Below are 17,415 nucleotides of genomic sequence, written 5' to 3' on the forward strand. Positions count from 1 at the left end.
GGATGCCGGGCATCATCGCCGGCAGATATTCGTTGGGGTTCCGATGCGATGAGGCGCAGCTTGATCCTGGCCTCGCTGTCGGATGTGACGGTGACCGAGCCGCTGGTTCTGGTCGTCGGGATGGATCCGGGCGAACTGCCGCGCGGGCGCAACATCGGGTCCGGCACCCGGCTAGAGGCGCTTCCCTTCACCCTGATCCATGCCGCGCTGGCCACGGCCCCCTGGGCCGAAGAGGTGGTCACACCGCTGGTGTCCGAACATTTCGACGCGATGGACATGGCGATGCAGCTGTCGCTCGCAGGCTATACCGGCACCTATACGGTGATGATTCCGCCGCTGCCGCGCCCCGACATCATCCGCCGCGAGCTGTGCCAGATCTGCCCCGGCCTGAAGGTCGAACTGCGGCAACGGGCGCCGCATTAGGCGCCCGCGCCTGCGGCAATGTCACAAGGTCGCGGCGACCCCGGCGCTAAGTTCGGCAATCAGCATCTCGACCGGCTCGACCCCGACCGACACCCGGAAGAACCCCTCGGTGATGCCAAGGGCGGCGCGGCCCTGCGGCGTCAGCGCCCGGTGCGAACTGGACGCGGGATGCGACAGCGTGGTGCCGACATCGCCCAGCGTCGGGGCAAAGGCGATCTGCGGGCAGGCCCTGGTGAACGCATTGGCCGCCGCGCGCCCGCCTTCCAGTTCGAAGCTCAGCATGTTGCCGAACCGGTCCTCCAGCAACGCGCCGGCGCGGTTGTGGTCGGGGTGGTCGTCGCGCCCCGGATACAGCACCCGCTTGATCCCTTTCAGCCCGGCCAGATGATCGGCCAGCGCGCGGGCGTTTTCCTCGGCCCGGTCATAGCGCAGCTCGAACGAATACAGCCCGCGTTCGGCCAGCCAGCAGTCGAACGGGCTGGGCGTCAGGCCCAGAGTGACGGCGGTGGCCCGGATCCGCGCCTGCAACGCGGGGTCGCGCGCCACGGCATAGCCCAACGTCACGTCGGAATGGCCGGCCAGCAGCTTGGTCACCGAATGGATCACGATATCTGCGCCATGCTCGAACGGACGAAAGGCACGCGGCGTGGTGAAGGTGTTGTCGACGACCAGCAGCAGACCGTGTTCCTGCGCCAGCGCCGCGATTCCGGCCATGTCGGCCACCCGCAACGTCGGGTTCGACACCAGCTCGATCAGGATCATCTTCGTTTCAGGCCGCAGCGCGGCGCGCATCGCCGCCGCATCAGTGGGATCGGCCAGCGAGGTGGCAACGCCGAAGCGCGGCAGTTCCTCGGCCATCATCCGCAGCGACCGGCCATAAAGCTGATCGCCGCCCAGAACATGATCGCCCGCCTGCAAAAGCCCCAGCATCACCGCCGTGACCGCCGCCATCCCCGAGCCCAGGATCAGCCCGCCACTGGCACCTTCCAGCCCGTCGATCTTGGTGGCCAGAACATCGGCGTTGGGGTGACCTTCGCGGGCATAGGTATAACCCTGGGTGCGGCCCTCGTACTGCGCGTCCAGCGCATCGGGGCTTTCGGATGCATAGACGACCGAAGGCTGAAGCGGCGTGCCCACCGGGCGCGAGGCGCTGTCGGGCCAGGGGGTGCGGCGCACAAGGGTTTTGGGCGGTATCGTCATCTTTGTCCTTTCCGAACGGCGGTGGGCACTCTTCGGCACGGAAGAGCATTGAAAGGGAAAAGTCTTGATGAAAAGTCTTTAGCCGACAGGTGTCAGTTCCTGCCGGAACCGGCGCATATTGTCCTGATAATGCCGCGCGGACCAGCGCAGTTTTTCCATCGCCTCGGCATCGAGCTGCCGCACCACCCGGCCCGGCGCGCCCATCACCAGCGATCCGTCGGGAATTTCCTTGCCCTCGGTGATCAGCGCACCGGCGCCGATCAGGCAGTTCTTGCCGATCTTCGCGCCGTTCAGCACCGTGGCGCCCATCCCGATCAGGGTCTCGTCGCCGATGATGCAGCCATGCAGCATGACCTTGTGGCCGATGGTGCAATCGCGCCCGATGGTCAGCGGATAGCCGATATCGGTGTGGAACACGCTGTTTTCCTGCACATTGCTGCCCGCGCCCACGGTGATCGCCTCGTTATCGCCGCGCAGGGTGCAGCCGAACCAGACCGACGCGCCGCTTTCCACGATCACCTTTCCGATCAGATTGGCGTCGGGCGCGATCCAGCAATCGCCGTCTTCGGCCAGGGTGGGGGAAATTCCGTCCAGAGCATACAGGGTCATTGGCGTTCCTCGAATTCCTTGTTCAGTGCGCGGACGATATCCACCAGATCGGGTTGTTGCGAGATTCGCATCCGTTCGGCGGTGACGATGGTTTTCAGCCGCTCGAACGTGGCGTCCAGATCGTCATTGACCAGCACGAAATCATATTCGGGCCAATGGCTGATCTCGTCACGGCTTTTCTGCATCCGCTTGGCGATCACCTCGTCGCTGTCCTGGGCGCGGCTGTGCAGCCGGCGTTCCAGTTCCTTGATCGAGGGCGGCAGGATGAAGACCGACAAGACATGCTTGCCCAGGGCCGAGTTGCGCACCTGCTGCCCGCCCTGCCAGTCGATATCGAACAGCACATCGTCGCCGGCATTGATCGCCGCCTCGACCGGGCCGCGCGGGCTGCCATAGAAATTGCCGAACACCTCGGCATGTTCCAGCATCCCGTCGCTGGCGACCAGCGCCTCGAACTCTTCGCGGCTGTGAAAATAATATTCGCGCCCGTGCTCTTCGCCGGGGCGTGGCGGGCGGGTGGTGGCCGAGACCGAAAACCGGATGCCGGGATCCCAGTCGCGCAGCCGTTTGGCCAGCGTCGATTTCCCCGCGCCCGAGGGCGAGGACAGGATGATAAGAAGCCCGCGCCGAATGCTCATGCCTACTCCACGTTCTGAACCTGTTCGCGCATCTGATCAATGGTGGCCTTGAGGTCAAGCCCGATCCGGGTCAGCGCGGCGGCCTGCGCCTTGGAGCACAAGGTGTTGGCCTCGCGGTTGAATTCCTGCATCAGGAAGTCGAGCTTGCGACCCACCGGCCCGCCCGCCCCCAGCAGATCGCGCGCCGCCAGCACATGCGCCTCCAGCCGGTCCAGCTCTTCGCGAATATCGGCCTTGACCGCGATCAGCGCCAGTTCCTGGGCCACGCGGTCGGCATCTGCGCCGTCGCTGTTGTTCAGAACCCGGTTCAGATTGACGCGCAGCGTGTCGGCCATCTGGCCCTTGCGTGCCTCGGCCGCATCCATCGCCTGACGCACCAGCGCCTCGATCGTGGCCAACTGGCCGCGCAGCACCGCCGCCAGCGCCTGCCCCTCGCCCGCGCGCATCTGGTTGAACCCGGCGATCAGCCCCGGCAGATCCGCCATCAACGCGGCCAGCAGCGGCGCGGTGTCGCGCTCGGCGCCGCCGGTCTGCTGCACACCGCGCAGCATCAGAATCTCGGCGGCCGAAGGCGGGCGCAAAGGCAGGTCATGCGCCTGCGCGGTGGTTTCGATCCGTTTCAGCGCAGCCAGCGTGGCCTCCAGCACGTCATTGTCCAGCGCCAGCGGCTCGGCCCCGTCCGCCTGTGTCACCCGCAGGGTCAGGCTGATATTGCCGCGCGCGACGGCAGCGGTCAGCGCGGCCCGGACCGCCTGTTCCAGCCCGCCGATCCAGTCGGGCAGCCGCAGCCGCAGATCCAGCCCCTTGGCGTTGACGCTGCGCAGCTCCCACGTCCAGCGATAGGCGTCCAGACCCCCGGTGGCCGCGGCAAATCCGGTCATAGAGTTAACCATTTGCCCGTTTTTGCCCCTCGATTCCCGGCAATTCATGCCATGTTAAGACTTGGGTAACCGTTCTCATCCTAGCGTTAACACAGTGCGGCGCCGGACGACAACGATCCCGCAAACGGGGGCGTTTGGGTTTACAGGTGCGACGTGAAACACATGTTTGGCGGCGGGGCGACTGTCATTCGCCTGTCGGAGTATCAGGGCAGAATGCGCTTTCCGGTCGTGAATGAGGTCGAGGCCTATTGGGACGCCCTGCGCGACGGGCGCGCCATGCCGACCCGCGGCGACGTGGATCCGCGCGGGCTGGAACGCGCACTGGACCATGCCTTCATTCTGGAACGGGTCGCGCCGGGTGTGGTCCGGGTCCGGCTGTCGGGGCAGCATCTGAACGACCTGATGGGGATGGATCCGCGCGGTATGCCGCTAAGCGCCTTCTTCACCGCCGAGGCGCGGCCGGAACTGGCCGGGCATCTGGAGGCGGTGTTTGACGCGCCGCAAACCGTCCGACTGATCCTGTCGGGCGAACGCGGCATCGGCCGACCGGCGCTGGCGGGGGAAATGCTGCTGCTGCCGCTGCACAACGAGATGGGTCAGGTCACCCGCGCGCTGGGTTGTCTGGCCAGCGACGGCCGCATCGGCCGGGCGCCGCGCCGGTTCCGCATCGCATCGGCGCGCGCGGCCCCGCTGGCCCGGACCCGCCAGACCGGCACCGGCACAACCCCGGCGGCGCATGGTTTTGCCGAGGCCCCTGCCCCCTTTACACAAGAGAAAGGGCCGGACGCGGTGCGCCCGACCCTGACCCTGATCAAACCCGACGTGTGATCACAGAACGGCGCGATGCGCCTGCTGCCGGCGGTCGCTCAGTTCTTCGGCGACAAGGAAGGCCAGTTCCAGCGACTGGCTGGCATTCAGGCGCGGATCGCAGGCGGTGTGATAGCGATCCGACAGATCCTCGTCGGTGACCGCGCGCACGCCGCCGGTGCATTCGGTCACGTCCTTGCCGGTCATCTCGAAATGCACGCCGCCGGGCACGGTGCCTTCGGCGTTGTGCACGGCAAAGAAGTCCTGCACCTCGCGCAGCACGTTGTCGAACGGGCGGGTCTTGTAGCCCGAGGGCGACTTGATGGTGTTGCCGTGCATCGGATCGCAGGTCCACAGCACGTTGGCGCCCATTTCCTCGACCGCGCGAATGAGACGCGGCAGATGCTCGCCCACCTTGCCCGCGCCGAACCGCGCGATCAGGGTCAGCCGCCCGGCCTCGTTTTCCGGGTTCAGCGTGTCGATCAGCGCCTTCAGATCATCGGTGCGCATCGACGGGCCGCATTTCACGCCGATCGGGTTCAGCACGCCCTTGCAGAATTCCACATGCGCGCCATCCGGCTGGCGGGTGCGGTCGCCGATCCAGATCATATGCCCCGACCCCGCCACCGGCAGGCCAGAGGTGCTGTCGATCCGGCACAGGGCCTGCTCATATTCCAGCAACAGCGCCTCGTGGCTGGTATAGAAATCCACCGTCGACATCCGGCTGTCGGTGTCGCCGTTGAACCCGGCCGCCGACATGAAATCCAGCGTGTCGGTGATGCGCGCGGCCATTTCGCGGTATTTCTCGGCCTCTTCGCGGTCGGTAAAGCCCAGCGTCCAGCTGTGCACCCGGTGGATGTCGGCATAACCGCCCTTGGAAAAGGCGCGCAGCAGGTTCAGCGAGGCCGCGGCCTGCGTATAGGCCTGCAACATGCGCTGCGGGTCGGGGATGCGCGCCTCGGGGGTGAAGTCGAACCCGTTGATGATGTCGCCGCGATAGCTGGGCAGCTCGACCCCGCCGACGGTTTCCGTCGGCGCCGAGCGGGGCTTGGCGAACTGACCGGCCATGCGCCCGACCTTGACCACCGGCACCTTGGCGCCGAAGGTCAGCACCATGGCCATCTGCAACAGCACCTTGAACGTGTCGCGGATCGTGTCGGCGCCGAATTCGGCAAAGCTTTCGGCGCAGTCGCCGCCCTGAAGCAGGAACGCCTCGCCGCGCGACGCCGCGCCCAGCTTTTGTTTCAGCTTGCGGGCCTCGCCGGCAAAGACAAGCGGCGGATACTTGGCCAGCTGGGCCTCGACGGCCTCCAGCGCTGCCGAATCCACATAATCGGGCATCTGAACCCTGGGCTTTGCGCGCCAGTCGGATTTTTGCCACTTGCTCATTGTCTTGCTCCCGAAGGTCCCTCGTTTGGGCCGTGTATATAAGCAAAGGGGGCCCTGCTTGCTAGCGCTAAATCCCCGGCCTGCCCGTCCGGCGGGGGCGACTTTTTCGCGCGGCACCTTGATTGCGCCGGGCAAACCTGCTTTCGCTGGGGGATTGGCGTCAGGGAGAGCGGCGTGCAGGAACGACTGAGCGAGGAATACCAGGTCGAGGTGGAGGATGACGGCACGCGCCCGCGCGGCTTTGTCTTCGTGCTGCTGGATCAGTTCACCATGCTCAGCTTCGCCTGCGCGATCGAGCCGCTGCGCATCGCCAACCGGCTGTCGGGCAAACAACTGTATACCTGGACGCTGGTCGGCGAAGGCGGCGATTTCGTCACCTGCTCGAACGGAACCGCGTTCAAGCTGGACATGGATCTCGAAGAACTGGGCCGCGACGACGTGATCCTGATCTGCGGCGGGATCGACGTGCAGGCGGCCACCACCAAGCGGCTGCTGAACTGGCTGCGGCGCGAGGCCCGGCGCGGGCTGACCATCGGCGGGCTGTGCACCGCGTCCTACACCATGGCCAAGGCCGGGCTGCTGGACGGCAAGCGTGCCACGATCCACTGGGAAAACCAGGACAGTTTCACCGAGGCGTTCGAGGATGTGGAACTGACCAAATCGGTCTTCGTGATCGACGGCAACCGGCTGTCCACGGCGGGCGGGACCTCCTCCATCGATTTGATTCTCAAGCTGATTGCTGACGATCATGGCGAAGAGCTGGCCAATGTCGTTGCAGATCAGCTTATTTATTCGTCGATCCGCACCGATCAGGACACACAGCGCCTGTCGATCCCGACCCGGATCGGGGTGCGCCACCCCAAACTGTCCCAGGTGATCCAGATGATGGAGCAAAATCTGGAAGAGCCGATCTCGCCCTCGGTGCTGGCCCGCGACGCGGGCATGAGCACGCGGCAGCTGGAACGGCTGTTCCGGCGCTATCTGAACCGCTCACCCAAGCGGTATTACATGGAATTGCGGCTGGCCAAGGCGCGCAACCTGTTGATGCAGACCGAAATGAGCGTGATCAACGTGGCGCTGGCCTGCGGTTTCGCGTCGCCGTCGCATTTCTCGAAATGCTACCGGGCGCATTACAATACCACCCCCTACCGCGAGCGCGGCGCCCAGGCCACGCGCCTGTCGATCTGAACGCGGCGCCACGTCGCGCAGAACCGGCGTGCCGGCGGCCTTTTCTTTTTCCGAAGGCCGCTCTACGCTTTGCGGCGGACGCATGTTCCAACACGGGAGTGATAGAATGAAAAAGCTGCTTATGGCCACGGCCCTGACGGCGGTTGCCGCCTCGGGCGCCTATGCCGAAGAGGTCAAGCTTGGGGTGATCCTGGGCTTTACCGGCCCCATCGAATCGCTGACGCCGCAAATGGCCTCCGGCGCCGAACTGGCGATGACCGAAGTAACCGACTCGGGCGCGCTGCTGGACGGCGCGACGGTGACGCCGATCCGCGCCGACAGCACCTGTATCGACGCCGCCGCCGCCACTGCCGCGGCCGAGCGGCTGGTGACCTCGGACGGGGTCAAGGGCATCGTCGGGGCCGACTGTTCCGGCGTGACCGGCGCGATCCTGGCCAATGTGGCCGTGCCCAACGGCATCGTGATGGTATCGCCCTCGGCCACCTCCCCGGCGCTGTCCACGGCCGAGGATAACGGGCTGTTCTTCCGCACCGCCCCGTCGGATGCCCGTCAGGGCGAGGTGATGAGCGACGTGCTTCTGGATCGCGGCATCAAGACCATCGCGCTGACCTATACCAACAACGATTACGGCAAGGGTCTGGCCGACAGCTTTGCCGCCGCCTTTGCCGCGGCGGGCGGCACCGTGACACTGGATGCTGCGCATGAGGACGGCAAGGCCGACTATTCCGCCGAAGTGGGCGCACTGGCCTCGGCCGGTGGCGAGGCTCTGGTGGTTGCGGGGTATGTCGATCAGGGCGGCTCGGGCATCGTGCAGGCCGCGCTCGATAGCGGCGCATTCGACACGTTCGTGTTTCCCGATGGCATGATCTCGGCCGCGCTAACCGAAAAGTTCGGCGCGGATATCGATGGCTCGTTCGGCCAGCATCCTGGCACCGACAGCCCCGGCGCGACCAAATTCGCCGGGCTGGTCGGCGATGCGTTCGACCCGACCTCGCCCTTCACGCCCGAAAGCTATGACGCGGCGGCGCTGATCATGCTGGCGATGCAGGCGGCGGGGTCGTCGGATTCGGCGGCCTACAAGGACACGCTGATGGCCGTTGCCAACGCCCCGGGCGAGGAAATCTTTCCCGGCGAGTTGGCGAAGGCGCTGAAAATCCTGGCCGATGGTGGCGAGATCGACTATGTCGGCGCAACCGCGGTCGAGCTGATCGGCCCGGGCGAATCCGCCGGCAACTATCGCGAGATCGAGATCAAGGACGGCGAGATCACCACCGCCGGGTATCGCTGAGCATCCGATTTTGACACCGAAACAGCCCGGAGCACCCGCTTCGGGCTGTTTCCATAAAGAACAAAAAGGGCCAAAGGCCCAAGGGGGACCGGGGAATGATCGTCGCCCAGGACATACACAAGCATTTCGGCGGGTTCCGGGCCGTTGACGGTGCCTCGATCGAGATCGCCGAGGGCTCCATCACCGGGCTGATCGGCCCGAACGGTGCGGGAAAAACCACGCTTTTCAACGTGATCGCCGGGGTTTTGAAACCGACCTCGGGCACCGTGACCATGGCGGGCGAGGATATCACCGGCCTGCCCCCGCATGAGTTGTTTCACAAGGGGCTGCTGCGCACCTTTCAGATCGCACATGAATTCGGCTCGATGACGGTGCGCGAAAACCTGATGATGGTGCCCGGCGGTCAGGCGGGCGAAACCCTGTGGAACACCTGGTTCCGCCGAGGTCGCGTGGCCGCCGAGGACCGCGCACTGGCCGCCAAGGCCGACGAGGTACTGGCATTTCTGACCATCGACCATCTGGCCGATGAACGGGCCGGCAATCTGTCCGGCGGGCAAAAAAAGCTGCTGGAACTGGGGCGCACCATGATGGTGGACGCGCGCGTCGTGTTTCTGGACGAGGTCGGCGCCGGGGTGAACCGCACCTTGCTGAACACGATCGGCGACGCGATCGTACGGCTGAACCGCGAGCGTGGCTATACCTTTTGCCTGATCGAGCATGACATGGATTTCATCGCCCGGCTGTGCGATCCGGTGATCGTGATGGCCGAAGGCCGGGTGCTGGCCCAGGGCCGCGCCGAAGAAATCCTGCAAAATGAGGCGGTGATCGAGGCTTATCTGGGCACCGGGCTGAAGAACAAGACCGCCGAGGGCGCGCAATGACCCGTCTGCGCCCTGCCCTGACCGCGCTTTGCGCCGCGCTGGCGCCGCTGCCGGTGCTGGCCGATCCGATCACCTTTTCCTGCACCTTCGACTGGGTCTGCGACACCCAAACCTGCGCGGCGGCCGATCTGCGCCTGCGCATCCGGCTGGACAGCAGCACCAGCGAGGCCACGATCCCCGGCCAGACCGACCCCGCCAGCATCGCGGTGTTCATCGGCGACCGCGCGGTCAGCTTTGTCGAGGTGCCGATCTCGGGCGGGGTGCGCGCCACCACGGTCAAGCTGGCCACCGGCGAGGCCGTTCACAGCCGCAACCGGATCGACGGCACCGATCTGACCCCGGACCAGTATCTTGGCACATGCTCAATCTCATAGGCGCCTCATGACCCAACCCTTTCTGAATGCCGAAGAGATGACCGGCGGCTATGGCGGCGCGGATATCCTGCATGGCTGCACCATTTCGGTCGAACACGGCCAGATCGCGGTGATCGTCGGGCCCAACGGCGCGGGCAAGTCCACCGCGATGAAGGCCGTGTTCGGGATGCTGAACCTTCACACCGGCACGGTCACGCTGGACGGCGAGGATATCACCGCGCTCAGCCCGCAGGCCCGCGTGGCCAAGGGCATGGCCTTCGTGCCGCAGACCAACAACATCTTCACCTCGATGACGGTCGAGGAAAACCTGGAAATGGGTGCCTTTCTGCGCCGCGACGACATTTCCGGCACGATGGCGCAGGTTTACGAGCTGTTCCCGATCCTGCGCGACAAGCGCAAACAGGCGGCCGGAGAGCTGTCGGGCGGGCAGCGTCAGCAGGTGGCGGTGGGCCGCGCACTGATGACCCAGCCCAAACTGCTGATGCTGGACGAACCCACTGCGGGCGTCAGCCCGATCGTGATGGACGAGCTGTTCGACCGCATCATCGAGGTCGCCCGCACCGGCATCTCGATCCTGATGGTGGAACAGAACGCGCGCCAGGCGCTGGCGATCGCCGACAAGGGCTATGTGCTGGTGCAGGGGCGCAACGCCTATACCGATACCGGCACGGCGCTGCTGGCGAACCCCGAGGTTCGCCGCACGTTTCTGGGGGGCTGAGGATGGATTTTCTGAACGCAATCGTGGCGCTGGCCAATTTCGTGATCATCCCCGCCACCGCCTACGGCGCGCAGCTGGCGCTGGGGGCGCTGGGGGTGACGCTGATCTATGGCATTTTGCGGTTCTCCAACTTCGCTCATGGCGACACCATGGCCTTTGGCACCATGGTCACGATCCTGGTGACCTGGGGCTTGCAGGGCGCGGGTGTCAGCCTTGGGCCGCTGCCCACCGCCCTGCTGGCGCTGCCGATGGGCATTGCCGCCACCGCGCTGCTGCTGCTGGGCACCGACCGGGTGGTGTATCGCTTTTACCGCAGGCAAAAGGCGGCGCCGGTCATTCTGGTGATCGTGTCGGTGGGGGTGATGTTCATCCTCAACGGGCTGACCCGCTTTATCATCGGGCCCAACGACCAGAATTTCACCGATGGCGAACGGTTCATCGTCTCGGCCCGGACCTTCAAGGCGATGACCGGCCTGGACGAGGGGCTGGCGATCCGCACCACGCAGGGCATCACGGTGATCACGGCGGTGATCGTGGTGGCCTGGCTGTTCTGGTTTCTGGGCCGCACCCGCACCGGCAAATCCATGCGCGCCTTTTCCGATAACGAGGATCTGGCGCTGCTGTCGGGCATCAACCCCGAGCGCGTGGTGGCGATCACCTGGATCATCGTGGCCGCGTTGGCAACCATCGCCGGGGTGCTGTATGGCCTCGACAAGTCGTTCAAGCCCTTCACCTATTTCCAGCTTCTGCTGCCGATCTTCGCCTCGGCCATCGTCGGCGGGCTGGGCAGCCCGCTGGGCGCGATCGTCGGCGGCTTCGTCATCGCCTTTTCCGAGGTGACGGTGACCTATGCGTGGAAAAAGGTGCTGGTCTATCTGCTGCCCGAAAACCTTGAACCCAGCGGGCTGGTGCAGCTTCTGTCCACCGATTACAAATTCGCGGTCTCCTTCGCGATCCTGATCATCGTGCTTTTGTTCCGCCCGACGGGGCTTTTCCGGGGGAAATCGGTATGACCAAACGCGACGCGATGCTGTTTGCGCTGGTGGCGCTGCTGATCATCGGCACCGGGTTCATGCAAAGCTGGAACACGGCGCTGACGATCCTGAACATGGGGCTGATCTCGGCCATCATGGCGCTGGGGGTGAATATCCAGTGGGGCTATGCCGGCCTGTTCAATACCGGGGTGATGGGCTTTGTGGCGCTGGGGGGGCTGGCGGTCGTGCTGACCTCGACCGACCCCCTGCCCGCGGCCTGGGCCGCCGGTGGCGGGCGGGTCGTGCTGGCGCTGGCGGCGGGGGTCGCCGTGATCGCGGGGGCGGTGCTGATCTGGCGGCGCATGGCGGCGGGGCGGGCCCGCAGCCTGACGATGGTCGTCTGGCTGATCGCGGGCTTTTTCATCTATCGCTGGATGTTCGACGCGGGCGTCGCCGCGATCGAGGCGATCAACCCCGCGGCCCAGGGCAATATCGGCGGTCTGGGCCTGCCGGTACTGCTCAGCTGGCCGGTGGGCGGCTTGCTGGCCGCCGGGGCGGCGTGGGTGATCGGAAAGACCGCGCTGGGGCTGCGTTCGGACTATCTGGCGATTGCCACGCTGGGCATTGCCGAGATCGTCATCGCCGTGCTGAAGAACGAGGACTGGCTGGCGCGCGGCGTCAAGAACGTGGTCGGCCTGCCCCGTCCGCTGCCTTATGAGATCGACCTGCAAAACAGCGCCGATTTCGTGGCTGCGGCGGGCAGCATCGGCATTGACCCGGTCACCGGCTCGACCCTGTTCGTCAAGCTGGGCTATGCGGTTTTGTTCGCGCTGGTGCTGCTGGCGCTGATCTGGCTGTCGGAAAAGGCGCTGCATTCACCCTGGGGCCGGATGATGCGCGCGATCCGCGATAACGAGGTCGCGGCCGAGGCGATGGGCAAGGATGTGACCCGGCGCCATTTGCAGGTCTTCATCCTGGGCTCGGCGGTCTGCGGCATCGCGGGGGCGATGATGACCACGCTGGACGGCCAGTTGACGCCGGGCAGTTATCAGCCGCTGCGCTTTACCTTCCTGATCTGGGTGATGGTGATCGTCGGCGGGTCGGGCAACAACTGGGGCGCGGTGCTGGGCGGGTTCCTGATCTGGTTCCTGTGGGTCCAGGTCGAACCCCTGGGCAACTGGCTGATGCAGCTTGTGACCTCGGGCATGGCGGATGGCTCGGCGCTGAAGGCGCATCTGCTGGACAGCACCGCGCATATGCGGCTGCTGACCATGGGGGTGATCTTGTTGCTGGTGTTGCGGTTCAGCCCGCGCGGGCTGATCCCGGAACGCTAACCGTTACAGGCGCAGCCCTGCCCGACATGGCAGGTCTTGTCGCGGCTGATGCAACTGTTGCCGCAGGCCTTGCCCTTGCGACAGACCTTGCAGCACGCGGCGTTGAAGAGCGTATCGGGCCGCAAGTCCTGTATTCTTTCCATCAAGGACGGGGCGGATGAGATCGGCATGGTTTGCGCGACCCCGGCCGATGTCGCCAGTCCCGCAGCCAAAGCGATGACAATCGCCAGAATGGGTGTTTTCACGGAATCTCCCAGATACGAAATAAGCGCCCAAAATTGCGCCGTTCGTTAAAAATTGCGCCGTTAATAAATTGTTAATTAAGGTTAACAGAATATCGCGCACTCCGCGATAGAGATTGAGAATGTTTCCATCGGCCCGGATGCGACATGTCATGTCGCCTTTGGCCTTGCCGCCCCGGCCCCGCGCCGCCACGCTGACCCCATGTTGCAAGGCGTGAGGGCCTCATGAAATCGCATATTCAGGTCTGTGTCATCGGCGGCGGCGTCGTCGGCTGTTCGGTGCTTTATCATCTGACCAAACTCGGCTGGTCCGACGTCATGCTGATCGAGCGGTCGGAACTGACCAGCGGATCCACCTGGCACGCGGCGGGCGGGTTTCACACCCTGAACGGCGATACCAACATGGCCGCGCTGCAGGGCTATACGATCGGGCTGTATAAAGAGCTGGAGCAGATCACCGGAATGAATTGCGGGCTGCATCATGTCGGCGGCATCACCCTGGCCGATACGCCCGAACGCTTCGACATGCTGAAGGCCGAGCGCGCCAAGCATCGCTATATGGGGCTGGACACCGAAATCCTTGGCCCCGCCGAAATCAAGGCGATGGCCGAGCTGGTCAATACCGGCGGTGTGCTGGGCGGGCTTTACGACCCGCTCGACGGGCATCTGGACCCGTCCGGCACCACCCACGCCTATGCCCGCGCCGCAAGAATGGGCGGGGCCGAGATCGTGCTGCACAACCGGGTGCTCGAAACCAACCAACGGGCCGATGGCACCTGGGAAGTCGTCACCGAAAAGGGCACCGTGATCGCCGAGCATGTGGTCAATGCCGCCGGCCTGTGGGCGCGCGAGGTTGGCGCGATGGCCGGCATCTATTTCCCGCTGCACCCGATGGAGCATCAGTATCTGGTGACCGACGACATCCCCGAGATTTATCAGCGCGACACTGAATTTCCACATGTGATCGACCCCGGCGGCGAAAGCTATCTGCGCCAGGAAGGCCGGGGGCTGTGCATCGGTTTCTACGAAAAACCTTGCGAGCCATGGGCCGTGGACGGCACGCCCTGGGAGTTCGGGCATGAGCTGTTGCCAGACAAGCTCGACAAGGTCGAGGCCAGCATCGAATTCGCCTATCGCCGGTTTCCGGTGTTGGAACGCGCGGGCGTCAAGACCGTGATCAACGGCCCCTTCACCTTTGCCCCCGACGGCAACCCTCTGGTCGGGCCGGTGCCGGGCGTGCGCAACTACTGGTCGGCCTGCGCGGTGATGGCGGGGTTCAGCCAGGGTGGCGGCGTCGGCCTGACGCTGGCGCAATGGATGATCGAGGGCGAACCGGCGCAAAACAGCTTCGCGCTCGATTGTGCCCGGTTCGGGGATTGGATCACGCCGGGCTATACCCGCCCCAAGGTGATCGAGAATTACCAGAACCGGTTTTCCGTCACCTATCCCAATCAGGAACTGCCCGCCGCGCGCCCGTTCAAGACCACGCCGATGTATGACATTTTCGATGGCATGGGCGCGGTCTGGGGCCAGCAATTCGGGCTGGAGGTGGTCAATTACTTCGCGGAAGGCGACGAACCGAGATATGAGACGCCCAGTTTTCGCCGCTCCAACGCGTTTGACGCCGTCGCGTGCGAGGTGCAGGCGGTGCGCAATGCCGTGGGCATCAACGAGCTGCAAAATTTCGGTAAGTTCCGGGTCACGGGCGCGGATGCGCATGGCTGGCTGGACCGGATCATGGCGGGCCGCATCCCCGCACCGGGGCGCGTGGCGTTGTCCCCGATGCTGTCGCCCAAGGGGCGACTGATCGGCGATTTCACCGTTTCCTGCCTGCACGAGGGCGAGTTTCAGCTTACCGCCTCCTATGCCGCGCAGGCCGCGCATCTGCGCTGGTTTCTGCAGCATCTGGCAGGCGATGTGACGGTCGAAAACATTTCGGACACGCGCACCGGGTTTCAGATTGCCGGGCCTGGGGCGACCGAACTGCTGGCGCGGTGCACCCGCAGCGGGATCAGCGATATCGGTTTCATGGAACTGCGCCAGATGGGTGTGGGGATGGCCGACTGCATCGTGCAGCGGATCAGCTATACCGGCGATCTGGGGTATGAGATTTACTGTGATCCGATGAGCCAGCGCGCGCTGTGGTCGGTGCTGTGGGCGGCGGGTCAGGATCTGGGCCTGCGCCCGTTCGGAATGCGCGCGATGATGAGCCTGCGGCTCGATAAATTCTTCGGCGCGTGGCTGCGCGATTATTCCCCCGATTACACCGCTGCCGAAACCGGGCTGGACAGGTTCATATCATTCGCAAAAGAGGCGGATTTCATTGGGAAATCTGCCGTCCTGGCCGAGCGTGAAGCCGGTCCCGCGCGTCGCATGTGCGCGTTCGAGGTGCAGGCCGGCGATGCCGATGTCATCGGGCGCGAGCCGATCCGGATCGACGGCGCGGTGCAGGGTTTTTGCACCTCGGGCGGCTATTCGCATCATGCGCGCAAATCGGTGGCGCTGGGGCTGATCCCGGTCGGGTTGGCGCGCGACGGTCTGGGCGCCGAGATCGAGATACTGGGCCAGATGCGCGCGGCGAAACTGATCACACGACCGCTGTTTGACGCCGATGGCGCGCGGATGCGGGGCCGGGCATGACCACCGTCGCGATCTTGGTGCTGGCGGCGGGGGCGTCGCGGCGGATGCGCGGCGCCGACAAGCTGTTGCAGCCGGTCGACGGTGTGCCGCTGCTGCGCCGTCAGGCGATGGCCGCCCAGGCCACCGGGGCGCCGGTCTTCGTGGCCCTGCCCGATGCCGCCGGCCCGCGCCGCGCCGCGCTTGATGGGTTGGACGTATCCATTGTGGCGGTGGCCCGCGCCGCCGAAGGTATGGCGCACTCGCTGTGCGCGGGGGTGGCGGCGATGCCTGCAACTGTCGCTGCCATGATGGTGGTTCCGGCCGATATGCCCGATCTGACGGCAAACGATTTCGCGCATCTTATCAGTCAGTTCCGGGATGATCCCGATGTGCCCCTGTTACGGGCCACGTCATCCGGCGGTGTGCCGGGGCACCCGGTGCTGTTCCCGCGTCGCGTCTTTGCCGCGCTGTCGCGACTGACGGACGACACCGGCGCGCGGTCGGTGCTGGACGCGCATCGCGCGGCGCTGCGGCTGGTGCCCCTGCCCGATCGCCGCGCCATAACCGATCTGGACACGCCCGAAGACTGGGCCGCCTGGCGCACGCGAACCGGGGTCGCCGGGTGATCAACTTGCCAGCAGCAGGCGCGCTTCGTGTTTTTTGAGGGTCTTGCGCGCCGCCGAATATCCCTGAACCCCGTCCTGGGTGGACAGTTCCGGGAACAGTTCGAAAATCTCGGTGCGCTGTGCCTGTCCGATACCTTTCAGCGCGTAATCGCCGGGCTGAAAGCTTTCGGTCCAGGCGCCGTTTGACAGCACGACCTCGTGCCGGTCGCACAGGAAATGCAGATAGGAAACCGGCTGGGCCGCGGCCCGTTCGATCCCCGGCAGGTGCAGCAGATGCTTGGCCGACACCAACACCTCGTGCTCTTCGAAATAGAACTCGGCCGCGTCATTGGCCATCAGCACGCGGTGGCTGGGGCTGACCATCATGTCGCGCTGCGGCATCCCGTTGCCAAGCGCGCCGGCGCGGATCAGGATCGGGCGCAGATTCTCATGCGCGGCCAGATCGGCGGTGCTCAGATCCTTGCGCCCGGTCCAGCGGATTTCCTGCACGCCATTGTCGCGGGTGATGATCCTGTCACCCTCGCGCAGATCCTCGACCGCGCGGGTGCCGCAGGGCGTGGCGATGCCCGTGCCGGGGGTGAAGCAGACGATGACCTTTTCGATCTCGGCAAAGTTCAGGCGGCGGAAGATGTTGCCGTTGGCGTCCAGAAATTCGACCCGGCCCTTTTCGGGATCGGCCGCATCGTAGATGACGTTGGCAGCGGCATAATCGGTGCCCATCCCGGTCGACAGATCCAGCACGTCGAGATCGCCGCCATCGGCATCCTCGCCGCCATAGACCGTGATTTCGCCGGCCTTTTCGATGCTGAACGTATCGCTGCCGGTGCCGCCATACAGGCGGTCGTTGTCGCCATCGGCGATCAGGGTGTCGTCGCCCGCGCCGCCATACAGGCTGTCATCGCCCTGGCCGCCGCGCAGGATGTCGTTGCCGTCGCCGCCATCAATCTGGTCCCGTCCCTGGCCGCCGTCCAGCGTGTCGTTCCCGCCCTGCCCGTAAAGCCTGTCATCGCCGTCGCCGCCGGAAATCGCATCCGCGCCGTCGCCGCCATAGATCCTGTCCTGCCCGGTGCCACCGTCGATCACGTCATTGCCGGTGCCACCATCAATGCAATCGTCACCGCCGTTGCCGTGGATCGTGTCATCGCCGCCCTTGCCGGAAATCCGGTCAGAGACATTGGTGCCGTTCAGCACGTTGTCGGTGTCATCGCCATAGATATTCGCCAT

Annotated in this window: 18 protein-coding genes; 11 read left to right on the forward strand and 7 right to left on the reverse strand. The window is 65.2% G+C overall.

From position 1 onward, the window contains the following. Nucleotides 1–48: 48 nt before the first annotated feature. On the forward strand, nt 49–423 hold the full coding sequence (locus ACSR1C_RS05315) for a hypothetical protein (protein WP_460258298.1): 375 nt from the start codon (nt 49–51) through the stop codon (nt 421–423). Between the two features lie 21 nt (nt 424–444). Here the strand turns inward: ACSR1C_RS05315 and ACSR1C_RS05320 are convergent, their stop codons facing one another. The 4 genes from ACSR1C_RS05320 to ACSR1C_RS05335 form a co-directional block, all read right to left on the reverse strand. Beyond that, on the reverse strand, nt 445–1,623 hold the full coding sequence (locus ACSR1C_RS05320; RefSeq protein WP_460258299.1) for a trans-sulfuration enzyme family protein: 1,179 nt from the start codon (nt 1,621–1,623) through the stop codon (nt 445–447). A 78-nt stretch (nt 1,624–1,701) separates the two neighbouring features. Beyond that, nucleotides 1,702–2,232, reverse strand: coding sequence for a gamma carbonic anhydrase family protein (locus tag ACSR1C_RS05325; RefSeq protein WP_460258300.1), 531 nt, complete (start codon nt 2,230–2,232; stop codon nt 1,702–1,704). Next, on the reverse strand, nt 2,229–2,870 hold the full coding sequence (gene gmk, locus ACSR1C_RS05330) for a guanylate kinase (protein WP_460258301.1): 642 nt from the start codon (nt 2,868–2,870) through the stop codon (nt 2,229–2,231). The genes ACSR1C_RS05325 and gmk overlap by 4 nt, the downstream gene beginning before the upstream one ends. A 2-nt stretch (nt 2,871–2,872) precedes the next feature. Beyond that, nucleotides 2,873–3,751 (reverse strand): YicC/YloC family endoribonuclease, encoded by an 879-nt coding sequence (locus ACSR1C_RS05335; protein ID WP_460258302.1) that lies wholly within the window; start codon nt 3,749–3,751, stop codon nt 2,873–2,875. A 162-nt stretch (nt 3,752–3,913) separates the two neighbouring features. On the opposite strand from ACSR1C_RS05335, the gene ACSR1C_RS05340 reads away from it, so the two are divergent. Continuing rightward, nucleotides 3,914–4,579 (forward strand): PAS domain-containing protein, encoded by a 666-nt coding sequence (locus tag ACSR1C_RS05340; protein ID WP_462563485.1) that lies wholly within the window; start codon nt 3,914–3,916, stop codon nt 4,577–4,579. On the opposite strand, the gene ACSR1C_RS05345 is transcribed toward ACSR1C_RS05340, so the two are convergent. Further along, on the reverse strand, nt 4,580–5,947 hold the full coding sequence (locus tag ACSR1C_RS05345; protein WP_460258304.1) for a class II 3-deoxy-7-phosphoheptulonate synthase: 1,368 nt from the start codon (nt 5,945–5,947) through the stop codon (nt 4,580–4,582). Nucleotides 5,948–6,217: 270 nt separating this feature from the next. Between ACSR1C_RS05345 and ACSR1C_RS05350 the strand changes: the two genes are divergently transcribed. The 7 genes from ACSR1C_RS05350 (at nt 6,218) to ACSR1C_RS05380 (ending at nt 12,704) form a co-directional block, all read left to right on the forward strand. Next, nucleotides 6,218–7,135 carry a GlxA family transcriptional regulator gene (locus ACSR1C_RS05350; protein ID WP_460258573.1) on the forward strand — a complete coding sequence of 306 codons (918 nt, stop codon included), beginning with the start codon at nt 6,218–6,220 and terminating at the stop codon, nt 7,133–7,135. A gap of 106 nt (nt 7,136–7,241) precedes the next feature. Beyond that, nucleotides 7,242–8,423 carry an ABC transporter substrate-binding protein gene (locus tag ACSR1C_RS05355; RefSeq protein ID WP_460258305.1) on the forward strand — a complete coding sequence of 394 codons (1,182 nt, stop codon included), beginning with the start codon at nt 7,242–7,244 and terminating at the stop codon, nt 8,421–8,423. 95 nt (nt 8,424–8,518) lie between these two features. Beyond that, the gene (locus ACSR1C_RS05360; protein ID WP_460258306.1) at nt 8,519–9,304 is read left to right on the forward strand and encodes an ABC transporter ATP-binding protein; all 786 of its coding nucleotides are present in this window, start codon (nt 8,519–8,521) and stop codon (nt 9,302–9,304) included. Beyond that, nucleotides 9,301–9,678 (forward strand): hypothetical protein, encoded by a 378-nt coding sequence (locus tag ACSR1C_RS05365; RefSeq protein WP_460258307.1) that lies wholly within the window; start codon nt 9,301–9,303, stop codon nt 9,676–9,678. Before ACSR1C_RS05360 ends, ACSR1C_RS05365 begins: the two co-directional genes overlap by 4 nt. Nucleotides 9,679–9,685: 7 nt before the next feature. Then, nucleotides 9,686–10,396, forward strand: a complete 711-nt coding sequence (locus ACSR1C_RS05370) for an ABC transporter ATP-binding protein (RefSeq protein WP_460258308.1) — start codon at nt 9,686–9,688, stop codon at nt 10,394–10,396. 2 nt (nt 10,397–10,398) lie between these two features. Further along, the gene (locus tag ACSR1C_RS05375) at nt 10,399–11,409 is read left to right on the forward strand and encodes a branched-chain amino acid ABC transporter permease (protein WP_460258309.1); all 1,011 of its coding nucleotides are present in this window, start codon (nt 10,399–10,401) and stop codon (nt 11,407–11,409) included. Next, a complete protein-coding gene (locus ACSR1C_RS05380) occupies nt 11,406–12,704 on the forward strand; it encodes a branched-chain amino acid ABC transporter permease (RefSeq protein WP_460258310.1) in 1,299 nt (432 codons plus the stop codon). Before ACSR1C_RS05375 ends, ACSR1C_RS05380 begins: the two co-directional genes overlap by 4 nt. Before the next feature lie 3 nt (nt 12,705–12,707). Here the strand turns inward: ACSR1C_RS05380 and ACSR1C_RS05385 are convergent, their stop codons facing one another. Beyond that, nucleotides 12,708–13,157: a hypothetical protein gene (locus ACSR1C_RS05385; RefSeq protein ID WP_460258311.1), complete on the reverse strand. Its 450-nt coding sequence runs from the start codon at nt 13,155–13,157 to the stop codon at nt 12,708–12,710. Between the two features lie 14 nt (nt 13,158–13,171). Here ACSR1C_RS05385 and ACSR1C_RS05390 point away from each other — a divergent pair, with 14 nt between their 5' ends. Together ACSR1C_RS05390 and ACSR1C_RS05395 are read left to right on the forward strand one after the other, a co-directional pair. Next, nucleotides 13,172–15,586: a GcvT family protein gene (locus ACSR1C_RS05390; protein ID WP_460258312.1), complete on the forward strand. Its 2,415-nt coding sequence runs from the start codon at nt 13,172–13,174 to the stop codon at nt 15,584–15,586. Beyond that, nucleotides 15,583–16,191: a nucleotidyltransferase family protein gene (locus ACSR1C_RS05395; RefSeq protein ID WP_460258313.1), complete on the forward strand. Its 609-nt coding sequence runs from the start codon at nt 15,583–15,585 to the stop codon at nt 16,189–16,191. Before ACSR1C_RS05390 ends, ACSR1C_RS05395 begins: the two co-directional genes overlap by 4 nt. On the opposite strand, the gene ACSR1C_RS05400 is transcribed toward ACSR1C_RS05395, so the two are convergent. Further along, complete coding sequence (locus ACSR1C_RS05400) at nt 16,192–17,415, reverse strand: Hint domain-containing protein (protein WP_460258314.1); 1,224 nt, start codon at nt 17,413–17,415, stop codon at nt 16,192–16,194. It abuts the gene before it with no gap.

The sequence above is a fragment of the Actibacterium sp. D185-2 genome, assembly GCF_054954595.1.